General features: G+C 66.2%; 18 protein-coding genes. 15 read left to right on the top strand and 3 right to left on the bottom strand.

The window, feature by feature from the left end:
• Window positions 1-8: 8 nt before the first annotated feature.
• Window positions 9-410, bottom strand: coding sequence for an EVE domain-containing protein (locus SSO01S_RS10830; RefSeq protein WP_066798712.1), 402 nt, complete (start codon window positions 408-410; stop codon window positions 9-11).
• 142 nt (window positions 411-552) lie between these two features.
• Between SSO01S_RS10830 and SSO01S_RS10835 the strand changes: the two genes are divergently transcribed.
• The 10 genes from SSO01S_RS10835 to SSO01S_RS10880 all read left to right on the top strand — a co-directional run bounded on the left by SSO01S_RS10835 (window position 553) and on the right by SSO01S_RS10880 (window position 13,518).
• Entirely contained in the window at window positions 553-897 is a 345-nt protein-coding gene (locus tag SSO01S_RS10835; RefSeq protein ID WP_066798845.1) for a hypothetical protein, read from the top strand.
• Window positions 898-986: 89 nt separating this feature from the next.
• Window positions 987-2,633 (top strand): FAD-dependent oxidoreductase, encoded by a 1,647-nt coding sequence (locus SSO01S_RS10840; protein ID WP_066798713.1) that lies wholly within the window; start codon window positions 987-989, stop codon window positions 2,631-2,633.
• A 17-nt stretch (window positions 2,634-2,650) separates the two neighbouring features.
• The gene (locus tag SSO01S_RS10845) at window positions 2,651-2,914 is read left to right on the top strand and encodes a DUF3297 family protein (protein WP_066798714.1); all 264 of its coding nucleotides are present in this window, start codon (window positions 2,651-2,653) and stop codon (window positions 2,912-2,914) included.
• 64 nt (window positions 2,915-2,978) lie between these two features.
• On the top strand, window positions 2,979-4,571 hold the full coding sequence (locus SSO01S_RS10850) for a serine hydrolase (protein ID WP_083942981.1): 1,593 nt from the start codon (window positions 2,979-2,981) through the stop codon (window positions 4,569-4,571).
• A 114-nt stretch (window positions 4,572-4,685) separates the two neighbouring features.
• Window positions 4,686-6,074, top strand: coding sequence for a TIGR03013 family XrtA/PEP-CTERM system glycosyltransferase (locus SSO01S_RS10855; protein ID WP_066798716.1), 1,389 nt, complete (start codon window positions 4,686-4,688; stop codon window positions 6,072-6,074).
• Window positions 6,071-8,131, top strand: coding sequence for an XrtA/PEP-CTERM system histidine kinase PrsK (gene prsK / locus SSO01S_RS10860; RefSeq protein ID WP_066798717.1), 2,061 nt, complete (start codon window positions 6,071-6,073; stop codon window positions 8,129-8,131). Before SSO01S_RS10855 ends, prsK begins: the two co-directional genes overlap by 4 nt.
• Window positions 8,128-9,486 (top strand): PEP-CTERM-box response regulator transcription factor, encoded by a 1,359-nt coding sequence (gene prsR / locus SSO01S_RS10865; protein WP_066798718.1) that lies wholly within the window; start codon window positions 8,128-8,130, stop codon window positions 9,484-9,486. The genes prsK and prsR overlap by 4 nt, the downstream gene beginning before the upstream one ends.
• Entirely contained in the window at window positions 9,470-11,542 is a 2,073-nt protein-coding gene (locus tag SSO01S_RS10870; protein ID WP_245646737.1) for a tetratricopeptide repeat protein, read from the top strand. Before prsR ends, SSO01S_RS10870 begins: the two co-directional genes overlap by 17 nt.
• Window positions 11,543-11,618: 76 nt before the next feature.
• A complete protein-coding gene (locus tag SSO01S_RS10875) occupies window positions 11,619-12,428 on the top strand; it encodes an ATP-binding protein (protein ID WP_066798719.1) in 810 nt (269 codons plus the stop codon).
• 73 nt (window positions 12,429-12,501) lie between these two features.
• Complete coding sequence (locus SSO01S_RS10880; RefSeq protein WP_066798720.1) at window positions 12,502-13,518, top strand: sensor histidine kinase; 1,017 nt, start codon at window positions 12,502-12,504, stop codon at window positions 13,516-13,518.
• Window positions 13,519-13,528: 10 nt separating this feature from the next.
• On the opposite strand, the gene SSO01S_RS10885 is transcribed toward SSO01S_RS10880, so the two are convergent.
• Window positions 13,529-15,307, bottom strand: a complete 1,779-nt coding sequence (locus SSO01S_RS10885; RefSeq protein WP_066798721.1) for an ABC-F family ATP-binding cassette domain-containing protein — start codon at window positions 15,305-15,307, stop codon at window positions 13,529-13,531.
• Window positions 15,308-15,407: 100 nt separating this feature from the next.
• Here SSO01S_RS10885 and SSO01S_RS10890 point away from each other — a divergent pair, with 100 nt between their 5' ends.
• The 3 genes from SSO01S_RS10890 to SSO01S_RS10900 all read left to right on the top strand — a co-directional run bounded on the left by SSO01S_RS10890 (window position 15,408) and on the right by SSO01S_RS10900 (window position 17,796).
• Window positions 15,408-15,704: a hypothetical protein gene (locus SSO01S_RS10890; protein ID WP_369404249.1), complete on the top strand. Its 297-nt coding sequence runs from the start codon at window positions 15,408-15,410 to the stop codon at window positions 15,702-15,704.
• A 20-nt stretch (window positions 15,705-15,724) separates the two neighbouring features.
• A complete protein-coding gene (locus tag SSO01S_RS10895) occupies window positions 15,725-16,387 on the top strand; it encodes a response regulator transcription factor (protein WP_066798723.1) in 663 nt (220 codons plus the stop codon).
• Between the two features lie 101 nt (window positions 16,388-16,488).
• Entirely contained in the window at window positions 16,489-17,796 is a 1,308-nt protein-coding gene (locus SSO01S_RS10900; protein ID WP_066798847.1) for a sensor histidine kinase, read from the top strand.
• 4 nt (window positions 17,797-17,800) lie between these two features.
• Here the strand turns inward: SSO01S_RS10900 and SSO01S_RS10905 are convergent, their stop codons facing one another.
• Entirely contained in the window at window positions 17,801-18,790 is a 990-nt protein-coding gene (locus tag SSO01S_RS10905) for an LLM class flavin-dependent oxidoreductase (RefSeq protein ID WP_066798724.1), read from the bottom strand.
• A gap of 451 nt (window positions 18,791-19,241) precedes the next feature.
• Between SSO01S_RS10905 and SSO01S_RS10910 the strand changes: the two genes are divergently transcribed.
• Window positions 19,242-19,910, top strand: coding sequence for a pyrimidine 5'-nucleotidase (locus SSO01S_RS10910; RefSeq protein WP_066798725.1), 669 nt, complete (start codon window positions 19,242-19,244; stop codon window positions 19,908-19,910).
• On the top strand, window positions 19,907-20,707 hold the full coding sequence (gene dapD / locus SSO01S_RS10915) for a 2,3,4,5-tetrahydropyridine-2,6-dicarboxylate N-succinyltransferase (RefSeq protein WP_066798726.1): 801 nt from the start codon (window positions 19,907-19,909) through the stop codon (window positions 20,705-20,707). The genes SSO01S_RS10910 and dapD overlap by 4 nt, the downstream gene beginning before the upstream one ends.
• Window positions 20,708-20,714 lie beyond the last annotated feature (7 nt).

Here is a 20,714-nt window from a genome sequence, read left to right on the forward strand (position 1 = left end):
GCCTGCGCTCACTGTCCGGCCATCTCCATCAGCACCTTCCACTCCTCCTCGCGCACCGGGGTGACCGACAGGCGTGACTGGCGCAGCACCTCGATCGCCGCGAGCCGCTTCTCCGCCTTGATCGCCGCGAGCGGCACCGGCTTCCTGAGCTTCTCGACCGGCCTGACCGCGACGCTCGCCCATTTGCCGTCCTCGCCGTCCGGCTGCCAGGCGCGGGTGATCTCCATCACCCCCACTGCGGCCTTTTCGGTGTTCGAATGGTAGAAGATCGCCCGGTCGCCGGGTTGCATCTCCTTCAGGAAGTTGCGCGCGGTATAGTTTCGCACGCCGTTCCATTCAGTCGCGCCGTCGCGGATCAGGTCGTCCCAGCTATAGGCATCGGGTTCGGAGCGGAGGAGCCAGTATCGCATGCCGCGCGTTTACCCTTGTGGATGCCGGATGAACACTCAGTTCCGCACGGGTTCAGGCGCGGCTGCCTAGAAACGCACCTTCAGCCTTCGACTCGCGCTGATGAGAGACCGGGTCAGGGCAATATTGAATGAGGAGGAAATCATGGCCAATCTTATCACGAAGGCGGTGCTCGGCGTCACGCTCGGCGCCAGCGTGCTCGTCGCAGTCGCCCCCACCGCGGAGGCGCAGCGCTATCGCCGTCATCATCGCGACGACGGTGCAGCCGTGGTCGCGGGCATCGCCGGCATCGCCATCGGCGCTGCGCTCGCCAGCGACAGCCGCTACGATTACGACCGCCGTTATTATCGCGAGCGCGGCTATTACCCGACCGACGGCTATTATTACCGCGAGAATTACCGCCGGTATCGCGGCTACAGCCACTGCACCGTCCGCCGCCAGTATGACCCGTATCTGGGCCGCAGCGTGCGCGTGCGCTACTGCCGCTAAGGCACAGGCCCCCGGGGCTTGAGCGAAGGGCGCGGAGCTTCTGCTTCGCGCCCTTCGTGCTTTTCGCGCCGCCGCGCTAGAATGCGCCCGTGAACGATTCGCAGGCGCAGCGGCTCGACCCGGCCGACCCCTATCTCCGCGAGGCGCAGACCTTTCCGGTCCTCGCGCCCGAGATGGCGGCGCGCGTCGCCGCATTCGGCGAAGCGGAGCGCTTCGGCAAGGGATCCCTGCTGTTCCGCCGCGGCGAGCGCAACGTGGATTTCTTCCTCTGCCTCACCGGCGCGGTCGAGATTGTCGACAGCGATGCCGACGGACGCGAGCATGTCGTCCATGTCCATGCCGCCGGCCAGTTCACCGGCGAACTCGATCTGTTCAACGATCGCGCGATCCTGGTCACCGGCCGCGCGCGCGAGGAAAGCAGCGTGGTGCGCGTGCCCCGGCCCGCTTTCCGCCGGATGATCGCCGCCGAGCCGGATATCGGTGAGATCGTGATGCGCGCCTTCATCCTGCGCCGGGTCGGCATGCTGCTGCACGGGCAGGCCGGCGTGGCGCTGATCGGACCGGCGCACGGCGCAGACACGGTGCGGATCGAGACCTTCCTGTCGCGAAACGGCCTGCCCCATCGCAAGATCGATACGGAAATTGACGCGGATGCCGAGGGCTTTCTGGACTGTTTCGGGCTGACCGGAGCGGATCTGCCGGTGGTGGTCGCCGAGGGACAGGCGCTGCGAAACCCGAGCAACGCGCAGGTCGCCGATGCGCTGGGCCTGACGGCGGCACTCGATCCCGGCCATGTCCACGATCTCGCCGTGGTGGGCGGCGGGCCTGCGGGACTCGCGGCGGCGGTCTATGGCGCGTCGGAGGGGCTCGACACGATCGTGATCGAAGCCATCGCGCCGGGCGGCCAGGCAGGCACCAGTTCAAAGATCGAGAATTATCTCGGCTTCCCCACCGGCATTTCGGGCCAGGCGCTGGCCGGGCGGGCGCAGGTTCAGGCCCAGAAATTCGGCGCCCGCCTGCTGATATCGCGCTCCGCCGCGCATCTCGATTGCGATGGCACGCCCTATCGCATCCAGCTCGACGACGGCTCCGCGGTCCAGGCGCGCGCGGTGGTGGTCGCCACCGGCGCGCGATATCGCAAGCTGGATCTGCCGCGTTATGCGGAACTCGAAGGCAATGGCATCTATTATGCCGCCACCGCGATGGAGGCCGGGCTCTGCGCGGCGCAGGAAGCCGTGGTGATCGGCGGCGGCAATTCGGCCGGTCAGGCCGCGATCTTCCTCGCGCGCACCGCGGGCCATGTCCACATCCTGGTGCGCGGCGATGGGCTGGCCGCCACCATGTCGAGCTATTTGATCGAGCGGATCGAGGCTTCCGATCGCATCACCCTGCACCCCCATTGCGAAGTGACCGCGCTGGAAGGCGAAGGCCATTTGCGCGGCGTGAGCTGGACCCATCGCAAGACCGGCGCGATCGAGCGGCGCGAGATTGGCGGGCTTTTCGTCATGATCGGCGCACAGCCCAACACGGATTGGCTGGGCGATTGCCTCGAACTCGACGAACGCGGATTCGTCCTCACCGGCTGGGGCAATTCGCCTTATGCCGCATCCCGGCGCGGCATCTTCGCGGTCGGCGATGTCCGCTCGGGATCGGTCAAGCGCGTCGCCTCGGGCGTGGGCGAAGGATCGGTCGTGGTGGCGGCGATCCATGGTTACCTTGAACCCGGCGCGGAATAGCGGCAAAGGGCGCAGCCATGAGCGACACTCCTCCCGACCGGCTCTCGGTCAATCAGAACAGCCCCTATTTCGACCAGCCGACGCTGGAGCGCGGGATCGGCATCCGGTTCAAGGGCAATGAGCGCCGCGACGTCGAGGAATATTGCATCTCCGAAGGCTGGATCAAGGTCGCGCTCGGCAACAAGGTCGATCGCCGCGGCCAGCCGCTTACGATAACGCTCAAGGGCCCGGTCGAGGCATGGTTCGAGCGCCCTGCAGAGGGTGACGCGGAGTCCGAGTAAGCGGCTTGCCCGCCTGACGAAACCGGCTAGGCTCTCTCCCGGCATGTAGCGGGGGAATTCGGATATGAGCGGCCTGCAACTCAATCGGCGTCAGGCACTCGCATGGTCCGCTGGAGGTCTCGTCGCGGCCGGGCTTCCCGGAATGGCTTTCGCGGCCGGACAGGCGGCAGCCGATCCTGCGATCGACGATATGGTCGCGCGCTTCATGGCCGCGTTCGAAACCCCGGGCATCGCGGTGGCGCTGCTCCGGCCTGGCAAGCCCACCTATATCAAGGGCTATGGCGTGCTGACGATGGGCAAGCCGGCCCGCGTGGACGAACATAGCCGTTTCGGCATCGCTTCGAATTCCAAGAGCTTCACCGCCGCCGCACTCGCTTTGCTGGTCGATGAGGGCAAGATCGGCTGGGACGAGCCGGTCACCAGATATATCCCCGAATTTAGGATGCACGATCCGCGCACCACTGCCCTGATGACGGTGCGCGACCTGCTCGTCCACAATAGCGGCCTTGCTTTGGGCGCGGGCGATCTGATGCAGTTCCCGGCGACCGAGCGCCCGCCCGAAGACGCGCTAAAGGCGCTCCCCTTCCTCGCCGCGGAGCGCGGTTTCCGCACCGGCTATGCCTATGACAACATCCTCTACGTGGTCGCCGGGATTCTGATCGAGCGGATCGCGGGCAAGAGCTGGGCGCAATTCGTTGGCGAGCGCCTGCTGAAGCCGCTGGGCATGGCGGACGCCGTGCCCGCCCTGCGCTTCCTGAGCGGCGGCAACGTCGCCGGGCGGCATGCGCGTCTGGGGCCGCCGGTACGGGGCATGGGGCCGATGGAGGTCATCCCGCCCGATGAAGGCCCGATGACCGATGCTGCGGGCGGCATCAACGCCAGCGTCAGCGACATCGTGAAGTGGCTGGAGGTGCAGATCGCGGGCGGCAAGCTGGCCGACGGACGTGCGCTTTGGAGCGCCGCGCAACATGCCGAGCTGTGGAAGCCGCAGACGATCGTGGCTTCGTCGGACGGCCCCAGCAACCTCTGGCCCGCACGCGCCGTCACCCAGACCTATGCGCTGGGCTGGTTCGTGCAGGATTATCGGGGGGAGCGGTTGATCCACCATTCGGGCGGGCTCTCCGGGCAGGTGACGCAAACCGCGATCCTGCCCGGCCGGAAGGCCGCAGTGGCCGTCTTCTCGAACACCGAGGACGGCGTTTCGGCGGGGATCCGCAACGCATTGCTCGATCTGTGCGTAGGGGCGCCCGCTTTCGATTGGGTCGCCGCGCTGCAGGCGCGGGTCAAGGCGGGCAACGAAGCCGCGCTCAAGGAATTGGGCGGAGGGCTGGAAACCCCGCCGCCGGGTGGCCCCAGCCTCCCGCTCGACGCCTATGCCGGGCGTTACCGCGATCCCTGGTATGGCGACATTGCCGTCAGCCGACGCGGAAAGGGGCTGCACATCGATTTCCTGCCCACCCCGGCATTCAAGGGCATGCTGGAGCCCTGGGGCGCGGACAGCTTCCGGACGCGCTTCCCCAAGGGCGCGGGTGAGGATGCGGTCGTGAAGTTCGCGATCGATGGCGGCAAGGTCACCGGCGTTTCGATGAAGGCGCTCTCTCCGCTCGCCGACTTCAGCTACGATTTCCATCATCTGGCGTTTGTGCCCGTCCGCTAATCTTCCCCGTCCGGCACGCGCGCCGCCCGGCGCGGGAAGCCGCCGAAACACCGCCCCCGCAGCGCGTTCGTCGTGTCGGATTTGTTTACACTTCGCCGCTATGGCTGATCCGTCATGATCCGCCTGTTCAAGCATTATGTCCCCAATGCGGTGCTGCTGCTCTGCGCGCTGGACGTTCTCCTGCTGCTCGCCGCAGGCGAGATTGGCTGGACGATTCGCGTCCATCAGCTGGGCATGGCCACTTCGCCGATCGTCACGCGCTGGCCCGAACTGCTGAGCTACGCCTTCTTCCTCGAAATCTCGATGATCTCGGTCGGCGTCTATGGCACCGAATCGCTCCAGTCGCTGCGCTACGCCACTGCGCGCCTGATCGTCGCGATCTCGCTCGGCGTGATCGGGCTCAGCACGCTCTATTTCCTGATTCCCCAGATCGGCTTCTGGCGCTCGAACCTGCTCTACGCGATGGGCATCTCGATCGCGCTGCTGATCTTCCTGCGCATGCTGCTCGGCAAGGCGCTTGGCAGCCAGGCGTTCAAGCGCCGCATCGTCGTGCTCGGCGCGGGTGCGCGCGCCCAGCGGCTAAAGGATCTGTCGAAGACGCCCGGCGCCGGCTTTGTCGTCGTCGGCTATATTTCAATGAGCGAAGCGGCCCGCGTCATCCCCGAGGCGATTTCGCGCGACGCCATCTATAATCTCGCCGATCACGTCGTCCTGCTCAACGCCAGCGAAGTCGTCCTTGCGCTTGAGGAGCGCCGCAACGCGCTTCCGCTCAAGGATCTGCTGCGGATCAAGACCACCGGCGTCCATGTCAACGAGATCTCGACTTTCCTCGAGCGCGAGACTGGGCGCGTCGATCTGGCCAGCGTCAATCCAAGCTGGCTGATCTTCTCCGATGGCTTTTCGTCGGGGCGGATGCTCTCGAGCGCGTTCAAGCGCGTGTTCGACATTACCGCCAGCCTGATCCTGCTAGCCCTGATGCTGCCGGTCATCCTGCTCACCGCCATCGCGGTGAAGCTCGAAAGCCGCGGCCCCGCATTCTATCGCCAGCGCCGCGTTGGGCTGTTCGGCCAGGGTTTCGACGTCATCAAGCTGCGCTCGATGCGCCAGGACGCCGAAGTTGGCGGCAACGCCGTATGGGCAGAAAAGAACGATCCGCGCATCACCCGCGTGGGCCGGATCATCCGCAAGCTGCGCATCGACGAGCTGCCGCAATGCTGGAGCGTGCTGAAGGGAGAGATGAGCTTTGTCGGCCCGCGTCCCGAACGCCCCCAGTTCGTCGAGGATCTCGAAACCCAGCTTCCTTATTATGCCGAGCGGCACATGGTGAAGCCGGGGATCACCGGCTGGGCGCAGATCAACTATCCCTATGGCGCATCGATCGAGGACAGCCGCCAGAAGCTGGAATATGATCTTTATTACGCCAAGAACTACTCGCCCTTCCTCGATCTGCTGATCCTGCTCCAGACCGCGCGCGTGGTCCTGTTCCCGGATGGCGCGCGATGATCGGAACCGAGCTTATCGTCTGGACGCATGCTTTGACGGCATTGCTGTTCGGCGGCCTTGTCGTCGTCGCATGGCGCACGCCCGAACCACGCCTGCCGCGCCGCGCGCTCGTCATCGCACTGGCGTTCACGGCCTTGTGGGCGCTCGCGGTGGCGGGGATCGGCGGCGACGAGATGGTAACGCGCGTGGCGGAGACGCTGCGCAATCTGGCCTGGCTCGGATTCATGATCGCGGTCCATCGCCGTAGCGGCAATGTCAGCCCTCCTCTCGTGATCGGCACCGTCTATGGTGTGGTGGCGCTGGTCGCCCTCGCGGCGCTCGCGGTCCATGTCATCGGCGCGGCTGGCGGCCCCGAAGTGGCGAGCAGCGTCGAAGCCGGCGGATTGCTGCTGCGTATGCTCGTCGCGGTCGCTGCGCTGGTGCTGGTCCAGGCGCTCTATTCCTCTGTCCTCCCCTCGGCCGGCGGCGGTCTAAAATGGATCGTCTTCGCGCTTGCCGGGATCTGGGCGGCCGATCTCCTCATCTTCAGCACGGCTTATGTGACCGCAGCATGGGCGAATTGGGAAATCGCGCTTCGCGGTTTCGCGATGCTGATCGCCGCGCTCGCCATCGGCACCGGGCTCCAGCGCAAGGGGCAGTGGAACGTCCAGGTTTCGCGCGCCGTCGCCTATCAGTCGCTGTCGCTGGTCGCGATCGGCGCCTATTTCGCGCTGCTCGCGCTCGCCACCTGGGGCATCGCGGCGGTGGGCGGCGAGAATGCGCGCTTGCTCCAGACCGCCTTCGTCTTCGGCTCGACGGCGGCGATCCTCACGCTTGTCGCCAATTCCTGGCTGCGCGCCTGGATCAAGGTGAAGCTGGCCAAGCACCTCTTCCGCCATCGCTATGATTATCGCAGCGAATGGATGCGCTTTACCGAGACGCTGGGGGCGCCCGGCGATACCGCGCTCGACGAACGCATCGTCAAGGCGATTGCCGATCTCACCGATTCGCCGGGCGGCGTGCTGCTGGTCCCCGATGCGGGCGGACTTGGGGTTGGCGCGAGCTGGAACTGGGATCGCGCCACGCTGCCGCTCACCAGCGACACTGCGCTCGCGCTCCATCTGGAGAGCACCGGGCGCATTCTCGATCTCGATGCGATCCGCACCGATGATGGCAGCGGGCCCGATGCCGTCGCGGTGCCGCAATGGATGCTCGACGTGCCCGAGGCCTGGGTGCTCGTGCCGCTGCCGCATCTGGGCAGCCTCGCGGGGGCGATCCTGCTGGCGCGTCCGCCGGTCAGCCGTCCGCTCGATTGGGAGGATTTCGATCTGCTCAAGGTCGCGGGGCGTCAGGTCGCCTCGTATCTGGCCGAGGCCCGCGCGCAGGAATTACTCGCCGAATCCCAGCGTTTCGACGAGTTTAACCGCCGTTTCGCCTTCATCCTCCACGACATTAAGAATCTCGTCAGCCAACTAACCCTCACCGCCCGCAACGCCGAGCGCCATGCTGACAAGCCTGAGTTCCGCGCCGACATGGTCGCGACGCTAAAGGATTCGGCTGAGCGGATGAACGCGCTGCTTGCCCGATTATCACAAAATCATCGCGGTCGCGCCGAGACGCCCCATGCGTGCGAGATCATGCCGCTGGTCGAGCGCGTCGCCGCCGCGCGCCAGCAGCAACACCCCGTGATCACGTCGGGTACACACGCGGCAATCGCCCAAGCGGATCCGGCGGGTCTTGAGCAGTTGCTCGGACACCTTGTCCAGAACGCGATCGAAGCCAGTCCGTCCCATGAGACGGTCACGCTCGCGGTTGGCGCGGATGGGATGCAGGTGACCGTGGATGTCATTGACGCAGGTGCAGGCATGTCGCCCGCTTTCATACGCGACAAACTGTTCAAACCCTTCGTCTCCTCGAAGCCAGGCGGCTTCGGCATCGGCGCGTTCGAGGCGCTGCAACTCGCACAACAGATGGAGGCGCGTATCGAAGTCACTTCGCGCGAAGGCAGCGGCAGCCGATTCCGCGTGATCCTGAAGGCCGCGCACGCCGCCGATCTGGCGCAGGAGCGCGCCGCATGACCGACAAGCGCGCCTTGCCCAAATTGCTTATCGTGGAGGACGATGCCGGTCTTCAACGCCAGTTGCGCTGGGCCTATGACGGCTATGAGATCTTCACCGCCTCGACCCGCGAGGAAGCGATCGCGCTTCTCCGCGCCGAGGAGCCTCCCGTCGTCACGCTGGACCTGGGCCTGCCGCCCGATCCCGACGGCACCGCCGAAGGGTTCGCCACGCTTGACGCAATCCTGAAGCTCCGCCCCGACACCAAAGTCATCGTTGCCTCTGGGCACGGCGCGCGCGAATCAATGCTGCGCGCGATCGAAATGGGCGCATGGGATTTTTACCAGAAGCCGATCGATATCGATGCGCTCGGCCTGATCGTCGCGCGCGCCTTCCACGTCCACGCGCTGGAGGCCGAAAATCGCCGGCTTGCCGAGCGGGCCCAGGCCGACGCTGTGCTCGGCGGGATGATCACCAGCGCACCAGAAATGCTCAAGGTGACCCGCACGATCGAGCGTGTTGCGGGTGCCGACGTTTCGGTAATGCTGCTCGGCGCGAGCGGCACTGGCAAGGAACTGCTGGCCCGCGGCCTCCATGACACCAGCCGCCGCAAGGGCGCCTTCGTCGCGATCAACTGCGCGGCGATTCCGGAAACCCTGCTCGAATCCGAGCTCTTCGGCCACGAAAAGGGCGCGTTCACCGGCGCTGTGAAGACCACCGAAGGCAAGATCGAGATGGCACAGGGCGGCACCCTGTTCCTCGACGAGATCGGCGATGTGCCGCTCCCGCTCCAGGTCAAGCTGCTGCGCTTCCTGCAAGAGCGCGTGATCGAGCGTATCGGCGGGCGCAAGGCGATCCCGGTCGATGTCCGCGTCGTCTGCGCAACGCACCAGGATATCGACGCGATGGTTGCCGACGGGCGCTTCCGCGAAGACCTTTACTATCGCCTCGCCGAGATCGTCGTGCGCATCCCCTCTCTCGCCGAGCGTCCGGGTGACGCCGGGCTCGTCGCACGCCATTTCCTCCACAAATATGCCGATGCGATGAAGACCGGGGTACGCAGCTTCGCACCCGACGCGCTCGCCGCGATCGATGCATGGAGCTGGCCGGGCAACATCCGCGAGTTGGAAAACCGCGTGAAGCGCGCGGTGATCATGGCGGATGGCAAGCTCGTCACTGCCGCCGATCTCGATCTCGAGGCGCAAGGCGAGACCGGACCGGTCAATCTCAAGGCCGCGCGCGAAATGGCCGATCGCAAGGCTATCCGCCATGCGCTCGCCCGCGCCGAGGGCAATATCTCGGGCACCGCGCGCCTGCTCGGGATCAGCCGCCCGACCCTCTATGACCTGATGAAGGCCTATGACCTCCAGCCGTAAGCGCGCGCGCCGCGCCTTCCCTATCCGCCGGCTGCTGGTGATCGCGCTCGGCATCGGGGTCTTTGCGGTGATCGCCTGGCTGTTCCTGCGCCCGCAGGGGCTCGACCGCGCTGGGGCGGACGAAGCCATCGCCCGCAGCGTCGAGCTGCTCAAGGCCAGCAACGCCAATGGCGCCCGCGAACAGGCGCTGGCCGGGGTGCGTGGCAATCCGGACAATCCGCTCGGCCATATAGCACTTGCGCAGGCAATGCTTGCGCTCGAGGACGGCGTCGGTGCCGAAGCCGAAATCCAGCGCGCCGTAGATGCGGGGTATGATCCGAAACTTGTGCCGCATTTGCGGGCGCATGCTCTCCTCCTTCAAGGCGAGGAAGAAAAGGCGCTCGCCGAAGCCGACAAAGCCGATCCCCGCTTCCGCGCCTATGGCCTGCGCGTCCGCGGCCGCGCCTTCACAGCTCTCGGCAATTATGCGGCAGCGATGGAAGCGCTGGACGAGGCGGCGCGGATTGCCCCGGACGACGCCGACGTGTGGACCGACATCGGCCGCTTCCGATTCACCGCCGGCGACCTGCTCGGCGCAGCCGAAGCATCCGAAAAGGCCGTCAAGCTCGCGCCGGGCAATACCCAGGCGCTGATCCTGCGCGGGGAACTGGTTCGTAGCCAGTACGGGCTCGTCGCAGCGCTTCCCTGGTTCGAACGCGCGCTTGAACGCGACAATTACAACCACGCCGCGCTGATCGAATATGCCGCGACGCTCGGCGATGTCGGCCGCACCATCGACGCGCTCGCCGCCACGCGCCGCGCGCTCGAATCCCGCGCCGGCAGCCCGCAGGCGCTTTACCTTCAGGCAGTCATCGCTGCGCGCGCGGGCAAATTCGATCTCGCCCGCACGATCCTGGAAAAGACCGGCGGCGCGATCGACAGCCTGCCCGGCATGTTGCTGCTGGGAGGTACGCTCGATGTTCATGCGGGCCGTTACGAGCAGGCCCAGGCGAAGCTTCGCGAACTCGTCTCCCGCCAGCCGATGAATATCGCCGCGCGCAAACTGCTCGCGCTGGCATTGCTGCGCACCGACAGCGCCCGCAACGCGATCGACGCGCTGCGCCCCGTCGTCGCCCGCACCGATGCCGACAGCTATGCGCTCACTCTGGTCGCGCGCGGTTTCGAGCGGATCGGCGACCGCGCCGAGGCCGCCCGGCTACTTGACCGCGCAGCATATCCAGCCACGGGCGATTCGACTTCGTTCAGCGCCGATGATTCGCTGCCCGTCCTAGCCGCCGACGCCGCGCAGCGCCCCGGCGATCCCGCCGCGATGCTGCCGCTCGTCCGCGCCCTGCTGAGCGACGGCAACAAGGCAGGCGCACTGGCCAAGGCGCAGCAGATCGCCGCCCGGAACCCGGGTGCCCCGGCTGCGCACATCCTGTTGGGCGATATGCTGATGCTCACCGGCCGCCCCGCCGATGCAGCCGCCGCCTATAGCCGTGCCGGCGACCTTCGCTTCGACGAACCCGCGATGCTGCGCATGATCGAGGCGTTCGACGCAGCTGGACGCCGCGCGGATGCCGCGAACACGCTCGCGCTGTTCCTCGCGCAGAATCCCGCAAACGTCGCAGCGCTGCGCCTCTCCGCGCATTGGCAGCTCCTGGGGGGAGAATATGACGCCGCGATCGACAGCCTTGAGGATCTTCGCGCCCGCGTCGGCGACGGTGACGCCGCGCTCAATGCAGAGCTTGCTGCCGCCTATACCGGCGCGGGCGAATTCGTCACCGCGCTCGATTTCGGCGAAGCCGCCTATGGCCTGGCTCCATCCAACCCCGCCGTGGCAGACGCCTATGGCTGGGCGATGTTCCGCAGCGGCGACACCGATGGCGCGATCGAATTGCTGCAAAAGGCCGTGACATTGTCACCGCGCCACGCCGGGCTACGCTGGCACCTGGCCCAGGCCTATGCGGCTGCGAACCGGAAGGCGGAGGCAAAGGCCAACGCCCAGGCCGCGCTCGCCGAACCGAGCTTCGCGGACCGGACCGCGGCGCAGGCGCTGCTGACGAAGCTCAACTAGGTCCTGGGCAGCCGCCCGGCTCCTCTGTTGCGCGCGCCACCTCCCCCTGGGGCGGAGGATCATGTAAGCGGCGCCCATGACCGATCCTCTAGTCCGCATCGCTGACGCTCTCGAACGGCTCTCTCCGCCTCCCGCGCCGCCTGCCGACCTCCACGCGCATCCGGCCTATATCTGGCGCGGCGACGCGCTCACTCCAGCCCGCGCCTTCGCGCCATTGCCGCTCGACGTGCTGCGCGGGGTCGACAACCAACGCGACGCTCTGCTCGCCAATCTCCAGCGCCTGGCCGCAGGCCATGCCGCGCAGGACGTGTTGCTGTGGGGCGCGCGCGGCACGGGCAAATCGGCGCTCGTGAAGAGCGCCGTGGCGCGCGTGCAGGATGAAGGCGGCGCGATCGCGCTGATCGAGGCTGCGACGCATCATCTCGAAACCCTGCCTGCCCTGTTCGCGGCGATCGCCGTTTCGGGCCGCGCCTTCGCGATTTTCCTGGACGATCTGGGCTTCGACGCGGCAGGCGACGCCCGCGCGCTGCGCTCGCTCCTCGAAGGCGGCGCAGAGGCGCGCCCGGCCAATGCCCGGCTGATCGTCACGTCGAACCGGCGCCACCTGATCCCGCGCGACATTGCAGAGCAATCCAGCGCGATCAATCCGCGCGACAGCGTGGACGACAATCTCGCGCTGGCCGATCGCTTCGGGCTGAGCCTTGGCTTCCACGTGATGGATCAGGACACCTATGTCGACATCGTCCGAGGCTATGCCGACGCCCATGGCCTGACCTTAGATCCCGCCGAAGCAGTAGGCTGGGCGACGCGGCGCGGCAGCCGCTCGGGCCGGGTGGCATGGCAATATGTGGTCGATCTGGCCGGGCGATCGGGCAAATCGCTGTGATTACGTGTGATCTGGATCAAGTCCCGCGCAACGGCGCTTGACACAAACCGTACACATATTGCTCTCTTCGCGGATGGGCCGCATTGGAGAACTCGATCTGCCGGATCGGCTCGCGTCGGTAGTCCCGCGCTGGGTGACGTCGGTCGCTGTCGGACTGGCCGCCACAGGAAGCGCGGGCATCGTCCGATTTCTCCTCGATACCGTAGTGCCGGGCGCAGCGGTGTTCGCGCTGATCTTTCCCGCCGCGATGATCGCTACCTTGTTTGCGCGCTGGCTGGCCGGCGCGACCGCCGGCACATTATCAATCCTCTACGGCTGGTATTATCTGTTCCCGATCCGGAATTCGTGGCGCTTCGAAACTCCCGCGCAGGCGGTGACCATGGCATCGGTGGTCGTATCGTGCGTCCTGACGGTGGCGCTTGCAGAGATGTTTCGCCGCGCGGTGCGCCGCGCCGCCGACGAACGGGACCGCGAAGTCGCCGAGCGCGACCTGTTCCTTGAGGAATTCGACCACCGGGTGAAGAATAATTTCACGCTGGTCGCCAGCCTCCTCGATATGCAGCGAAGGCGGGCGGGAGAGGGCGAGACCGCCGAGGCGCTGGGCGCGGCATTGTCCCGCGTCGAGAGCATCGCCCGCGCGCATCGTCATCTCTATCGCGGCGGCAGCGCCGCGCCCGGCAGCGTCGATATCGCCGCCTATCTCCAGGAACTATGCTCGGCGCTGGCGGACGCGCTGTTCCTGCGCGATGCGATCACGCTCGATTGCCATTCGGACCATGCCACGATCCCGCGCGACCGCGCCGTTTCGATCGGCCTCGTCGTCAACGAGCTGGTCACCAACGCGGCGAAACACGCCTTTCCGGGCCGGGACGAGGGGCATATCAGCGTCCGCTTCGAAAAGGCCGAAAGCGGCTGGCGGCTGACGGTCAGCGACAATGGCGCCGGCATGTCTACCGCGGCAAAGCGCAAGCGTGCCGATGGCGGACTGGGGCAGCGGCTGATCGACGCTTTTGCGCGTCAGGCGCAGGGTACCGTCTCGGTAGGCAGCACGCCTTCTGGCACCACTGTCACGGTCGATTTCGAAAGCTAGGGCCCGGACCTCAGCCGAGCGCTTCGACCATCTCGGCCAGCTCGAGCCAGCGCATCTCCGCCGCGTCCTTTTCCTCCTGCAGCTTCGCAATCCCCTCGCTCAGCGCCGCGAACTTTTTCGGGTCGCGCGTGTAGAGCGCAGGGTCGGCGAGCGCCGCTTCGTCGCGGGCGATCGTCTTTTCGATCTCCTCGATCCGTGCGGGCAGCAAATCATAGTCGCGCTGGTCCTTGTAGCTGAGCTTGGTCGCCTTGGGCTTGGGTGCTTCCGCGACCGGCTTGGGAGCGGCGGGCTTTTTCGGCTCCGCCCGCAGCTTCCTTTTGGCTTCCCAATCGGCATAGCCACCCGGCACCACATCAACGTTTCCCGACCCGTCCAGCCCCAGAGTCACCGTCACCGTGCGATCGAGAAAGTCGCGGTCGTGGCTGACGATCAGCACCGTGCCTTCGTAATCGGCGATCACTTCCTGGAGCAGGTCCAGTGTCTCGAGATCGAGATCATTGGTCGGCTCATCAAGCACCAGCAGATTCGAGGGCCGAGCAAATTCGCGCGCGAGCAGCAGCCGCGAACGTTCGCCGCCCGAAAGCGTGCCGATCTTGGCGTCCGCGAGCGAAGGCTCGAAGAGGAACTCCTTGAGATAGCCGTGGATGTGCTTCTTGACGCCCAGCACCTCGATCCACTCGCCGCCCTGGGTCAGCACGTCGCGCACGCTCTTTGCCGGATCCATCAGCTTACGCTGCTGATCGATGATCACGCCGTCGAGCGTCTTGGCGAGCCGCACACTCCCTTCGTCGGGCGCGAGTTCGCCGGTGAGGATGCGCAGCAAGGTAGTCTTGCCTGCGCCGTTCGCGCCGACGATGCCGATCCGGTCGCCCTTGGTGACGCGGAGCGACAGGTCCTTGATGATCGTGCGGTCGCCAAAGCGCTTGGTCACGTGCTTGGCGTCGATCACCACCTTGGTCTGCGCATCGTCGCTGCCGATCTGGATCTTCGCAGCGCCCGCTGGCCCCATCATCGCGGCCCGCTCGGCACGCATTTCCTTGAGCTTGGAGAGGCGGCCCATGTTGCGGCGCCGCCGGCCAGTGACGCCGCGGAGCAGCCAATGCTCCTCGATCTTGAGCTTCGCATCGAGCCGCTGGGCGTTGCGCTCCTCCTCGGCATAGACCTGCTCGATCCAGGCGTCGAACCCGCCAAAGCCGATCTCCGCACGGCGGATCGCACCGCGATCCAGCCACAGGGTCTGGCGGGTCAGGCGAGTGAGGAAGGTGCGGTCGTGGCTGATCGCGACGAATGCGCCGGTATAGCGGCCAAGCCAGGATTCGAGCCAGTCGATCGCGGCGATGTCGAGATGGTTGGTCGGCTCGTCCATCAGCAGCACGTCCGGGTTCATCGCCAGCGCGCGAGCGATCGCTGCGCGGCGGCGCTCGCCGCCCGAAGCCGTCGCCGCCTCGCGGCTCAGGTCTACGCCCAATTGCCCGGCAATCGCCTCGACCTCGTAGCGCTGCGGAGCATTCTCGCCACCCGACGCGAAATCGAGCAAGGTGGCGAAGCCTTCGACCCGCGGATCCTGCTCCAGAATCACGACGTTCGTGCCCGGCACTATCACGCGGCGCCCTTCGTCCGCGTCGATCTGACCGGCGATCAGCCTGAGCAAGGTCGACTTGCCCGCGCCGTTGCGCCCGATCAGCGCGAGCCGGTCCCGCGCGCCGATATAGAGATCGAGCCCGCGGAACAGCCAGCCATGCCCCTGGACGAGTCCGAGGCCTTCATATGCGAGTACGGGTGCAGCCATGAAGCGGGCACCTAGTGGCGGCGCTCCGATCCCGCAACCTGACACCCGCCTGTCATGCCCGTTCAGGGGCTATTAAATGGGCGACCCGCATGGCAGACGCATGAAGATGCTGGCGAAACCGCTTTTGTGCGCGTGCCTGGCGGCGATGGCGCCTGCAGCCGTCGCCACGCATCTGCCGCACGTCGCCACATCGCAGGACGGGCAGGGAAGGCCCGGCGTTTCGGTCCGCGAGATCGAGCGGCGGGTGATTCCCCGCATGCCGGGCGCGCAATATCTGGGATTCGATTACGATCCGTCGACGAACATTTACACGCTCAAATTCCTGCGCAATGGATCGGTGATCTGGGTGGACGTCGATGGCCGCACCGGCAACATCGTGCGAAGCTCGGGCAATTGAGCGCGCTGAGGGGATAGAAGATGCGACTATTGATCGTCGAGGACGAGCCTAATCTCGGCCAGCAGCTCAAGAACGCGCTTGAGGGCGCGGGCTATGCCGTTGACCTCGCCACCGATGGCGAAGAGGGCCTCTATCTCGGCTCCAACGAGCAATATGACGCGATCATCCTCGATCTGGGGCTGCCGGAGATTGACGGGCTGACCGTGCTCGATCGCTGGCGCAAGGAAGGCAAGTCTACGCCGGTGCTGGTGCTGACCGCGCGCGACAGCTGGTCGGACAAGGTGGCAGGGCTCGATGCAGGCGCCGACGATTATGTCGCCAAGCCGTTCCAGACCGAAGAGCTGATTGCACGGCTGCGTGCGCTGATCCGCCGCTCCTCGGGCAACGCATCGGCCGAGCTGACCGCCGGCGACATCCGACTCGACACCCGCTCGGGCAAGGTCACCAAGGCGGGCGAGCCGGTGAAGCTCACCGCGCAGGAATATAAACTGCTCAGCTATCTGCTCCACCACAAGGGCAAGGTGGTCAGCCGCACCGAGCTGATCGACCATATCTACGATCAGGATTTCGATCGCGATTCGAACACGATCGAAGTGTTCGTGACGCGCATCCGCAAAAAGCTGGGCGCCGAAATCATCACCACGATCCGGGGCTTGGGCTACAGCCTGGACGAGCCTAGCTAAATCACGTGCACGCCGGCCATCAGGAAGAGGCGAACGATTCCCTGACGGCCGAGCCGCGTCCGCGCACCTATGTGCGCGCGACCGGATCGGTAAATCGGCGCATGCTGCTTATCGCGATGGCGTGGATCATGCTGCTGCTCGTCGGCGGCGGCTATGCGCTCGATCGCGTTCTGGTCACTACCGTCACCCGCAATTTCGACGACCAGCTCGATTACCTCCTCAAGGCGATGATCTTCTCCGCCGAGATCGATTCCAACGGCGACGTGATGAACAATCGCGAGCTCGCCGATCAGCGCTTCCTCGAATATAATTCAGGCGCGTACTGGCAGATCAGCGGCAAGGGGCATCAGCCCTATATCTCGCGGTCGCTATGGGACCAGAACCTGCGCGTCGACGAGCGGCACCAGGACAATGAAGTCCATGTCTATGACAGCCGCGAGATACCCGGCCAGCAGCTCCGCATCGCGGAACGCGACGTCAAGCTGCCCGGCTCCGAGGTCCGCTGGCGCTTTCAGGTGGCGCAGAGCCGCGAGACGCTGAACGCCCAGATCGCAACGCTGCGCACCACGCTGATCCGCAGCTTCGTGCTTCTCGGACTGGGGCTGATGATCATGGTTGGCCTCCAGACCTGGTACGGCCTGCTGCCGCTGCGCCGCGTCCGCACCGAGATCGCAAGGCTGCGCGCGGGCGAATCGGCGCGGATCGAGAAGCCGATGCCCGCGGAAGTCGCGCCGATGGTCGAGGAACTCAACGCGCTGGTCGAGCATAATGACCGCCAGGCCGAGGAAGCGCGGCGCCACGCGGGCAATCTGGCGCATGCGCTCAAGACCCCGCTCAGCGTCATCATGAACGCCGCCGCCGCCGGCCAGGCCGACCTCGCCCCGGCCGTGATCCGCGAGGCGCGCACGATGCGCCGCCAGATCGACCACCATCTCGCCCGCGCCCGTGCCGTGGGCCGCCGGGGCTCGGCGCACAGCCGCGCTGCGGTGTGGCCCGCTGTCCAGGCGGTCGAGCGCGCCGTCGCCCGCCTCTATCCCAATGTCCGCTTCGACATTGACGGCGTCCAGAACCTCACCGCGCATATTGAGCGGCAGGACCTTGAGGAGATGCTGGGCAACCTGGTCGAGAATGCCGCGAAATATGGCGGGGGCAGCGTCTTCATCACGGTCAAGGCGGAAGCGGGGTTCGCCGAGATCATGGTCGAAGACGACGGCGCCGGCATCCCCGAGGCGGACCGCATCCGCATCTTCGATCGCGGCGTGCGGCTCGACAGCGGCAAGCCCGGAACCGGCCTCGGCCTGGCCATCGTCCGCGACGTGGTCGAGATCTATGACGGCACGATCACGCTGGAAGAAAGCGACGACCTGGGAGGGCTGCTCGTCCGGCTGAGGCTGCCCGCCGCGAGCTGAGCGGTCAGAGCCCCCGCATCGCCTCCGCCGCCAGCGTCAGGCTCTTCTTGCGGGCACCGTGATCGAAGACCGCGCTGGCGATCATCAGCTCGTCGGCACCCGTCCGCGCGATGAAAGCGGCGATCTGCGCGCGGACCGTGTCCGGCCCGCCGATCGCGCTGGCCGAGAGCACCTGATCGAGCATCGCCATGCCCTGCGGCCCCAGGCTCTCGCGATAGCCGGGCAGCGGCGGGGGCAATTGGATGCCGCGCCCGGTGGTGCGGATCGCGACGAACGCCTGTTGCTGCGACGATGCGAGCAGTTCGGCCTCTTCATCGGTGTCGGCGGCGAAGACGTTATAGCCCAGCATCAGGTGCGGCCTGTCGAGCGCGGCGGAAGGCCGGAATGCGCGGCGATAGACATCCGCCGCCTCCATCATCATCGCGGGCGCGAAATGCGAGGCGAAGGCATAAGGCAGGCCGAGCATCGCGGCGAGCTGCGCGCCGAAGGTGCTGGAGCCGAGGATCCACAATTTGACGTCCGCCCCCGCGCCGGGCGTCGCGCGGATGCCGGTCTTGCCATCGTCGGCGAAGAAGCTCTGCAATTCGAGCACGTCCTGCGGGAAGGCATTGGCATCGGTTTCCAGATTGCGCCGGATCGCCTGCGCGACGCGCTGGTCCGATCCGGGCGCGCGACCCAGGCCCAGATCGATGCGTCCGGGAAACAGCGCATCGAGCGTACCGAACTGCTCGGCAATCTGGAGCGGCGCATGATTGGGCAGCATGATCCCGCCCGCGCCGATGCGGATCGTGGAGGTCGCCGCGCCGACATGGCCGATCACCACGGCGGTGGCGGCGCTGGCGATGCCCTCCATCCCGTGATGCTCGGCGACCCAATAGCGGGTATAGCCGAGCTGCTCGGCGTGCCGCGCCAGATCGGCGGCGTTGGCGAAAGCCTGGGAAGCGTTCCCGCCCTGGATGATGGGAACGAGATCGAGCAGCGAATATGCGGTCATGGACCGGGAGATGGGGAGCGCTGCCTGCGCTTGCTAGGCCAAGCGTGCGCCGTTGCGCGTCCAAAGGTGACACTAAGGTGACACCAAGAACGCGCTTCGCGGCGGCGAACCTTCCCAATTTTCGCGGTGACGAAGCACCAGCGGCTGACGATATCAAAGAGCGACCGGCAATGCCGACCGGCTGAGCCAAGCAGGTGAAATCCTACATTGCAAGCGGTGATGTTGGGCGGGCCATCGGGATGGGAATCGATACACCGTCATCCCGGACGTGTTCCGGGATCCACCGATCTGCGCGCGGCGGACAAGAGGATCCGGCCGCAGACCGGGCGGCCTGGTGGACCCCGAGACGAGCCCGGGGTGACGAAGATTGGAGTCATGCCGCACGAGCGACGCACCCGCCCCCGCAACGTCCTCGCTTGCAAGCCCCGGATAGCGCCCCTAACGCGCGGCCATGAAAGCCGCTCTATCGCATATCGAGAATTGGGTCTTCGATCTCGACAACACGCTGTATCCGGCGAGCGGGGATCTCTGGACGCAGATCGATGCGCTGATCGGGCAATATGTGCAAACGCTGCTGGGGGTGGGGCCCGAGGAAGCGTATCGCATCCAGAAATCCTATTTCCACAGCCATGGCACGACGCTGAACGGGCTGATGGCCGATCATGGCGTGGATCCGCACCACTATCTGGATGCCGTGCATCAGGTCGATCTGAGCGGGATCGAGGCCAATCTGATGCTGGCCGAGGCGCTGGTCCGCCTGCCCGGACGCAAGCTGATCTTCACCAACGCGAATGCGCCCTATGCGATGCAGGTGCTCGACCGGCTGGGGCTGAGCGACACGTTCGAGGGCGTGCACGATATCCACGCGACCCAATATCGCCCCAAGCCCGATCCGCTGGCCTATGACGGGCTGTGCCAGGCCTATGGCATCGATCCGGCACGCAGCCTGTTCGTCGAGGACATGGCGCGCAATCTGAAGCCCGCCAAGGCGATCGGCATGGCGACCGTGTGGATCGACAATGGATCGGAGCAGACCGACGATTCCGATCGCAGCTTCATCGACTATACCATCAGCGACCTCGGAGCGTGGCTCCACGAGATATTGGAGGACCAAGCGTGACTCTCGAAACCGCCATCGACGCAGCATGGGAAGCCCGCGCCGAGCTCAATACCGGCACGCAGGGCGAGGTCCGCGACGCGGTGAATGAGGCGCTGGCGCTGCTCGATGCGGGCAAGGCGCGTGTCGCCGAGCCGGCGGGCGAGGGCTGGCAGGTCAATCAGTGGCTGAAAAAGGCGGTGCTGCTGAGCTTCCGGCTGAACGACAATGCCGTGATGACCGGCGGGTTCGACAAGGTTCCGCTGAAGACCGCCGGATGGGACGATGCCCGTTTCCGGCAGGCAGGCTTCCGCCAGGTGCCGGGCAGCGTGGTGCGCCACGGCGCGCACATCGGCCGGAACGTGGTGCTGATGCCGAGCTTCGTGAACATCGGCGCGTTCGTCGATGAAGGCACGATGGTCGATACCTGGACGACGGTGGGAAGCTGCGCGCAGATCGGCAAGAACGTCCATCTTTCAGGCGGCGTCGGGATCGGCGGCGTGCTCGAGCCGCTGCAGGCCGATCCGGTGATCATCGGCGACGGTGCATTTATCGGCGCGCGTTCGGAAGTGGCCGAAGGCGTGCGTGTGGGCGAAGGCGCGGTGCTTTCGATGGGCGTGTATCTGGGCGCATCGACCAAGATCATCGACCGCGCGACGGGCGAAGTGCATCGCGGCTTCGTGCCGCCCTATTCGGTGGTGGTGCCGGGAACGCTTCCGAGCGCGGGCGGCAAGCCCGGGCTCTACTGCGCGGTGATCGTCAAGACGGTGGACGCGCAGACGCGCAGCAAGACCGGGATCAACGAGCTGCTGCGCGATTGATGTAACC

The sequence above is a fragment of the Sphingomonas soli NBRC 100801 genome, assembly GCF_001591025.1.
Classification (GTDB): Bacteria; Pseudomonadota; Alphaproteobacteria; order Sphingomonadales; family Sphingomonadaceae; genus Sphingomonas; species Sphingomonas soli.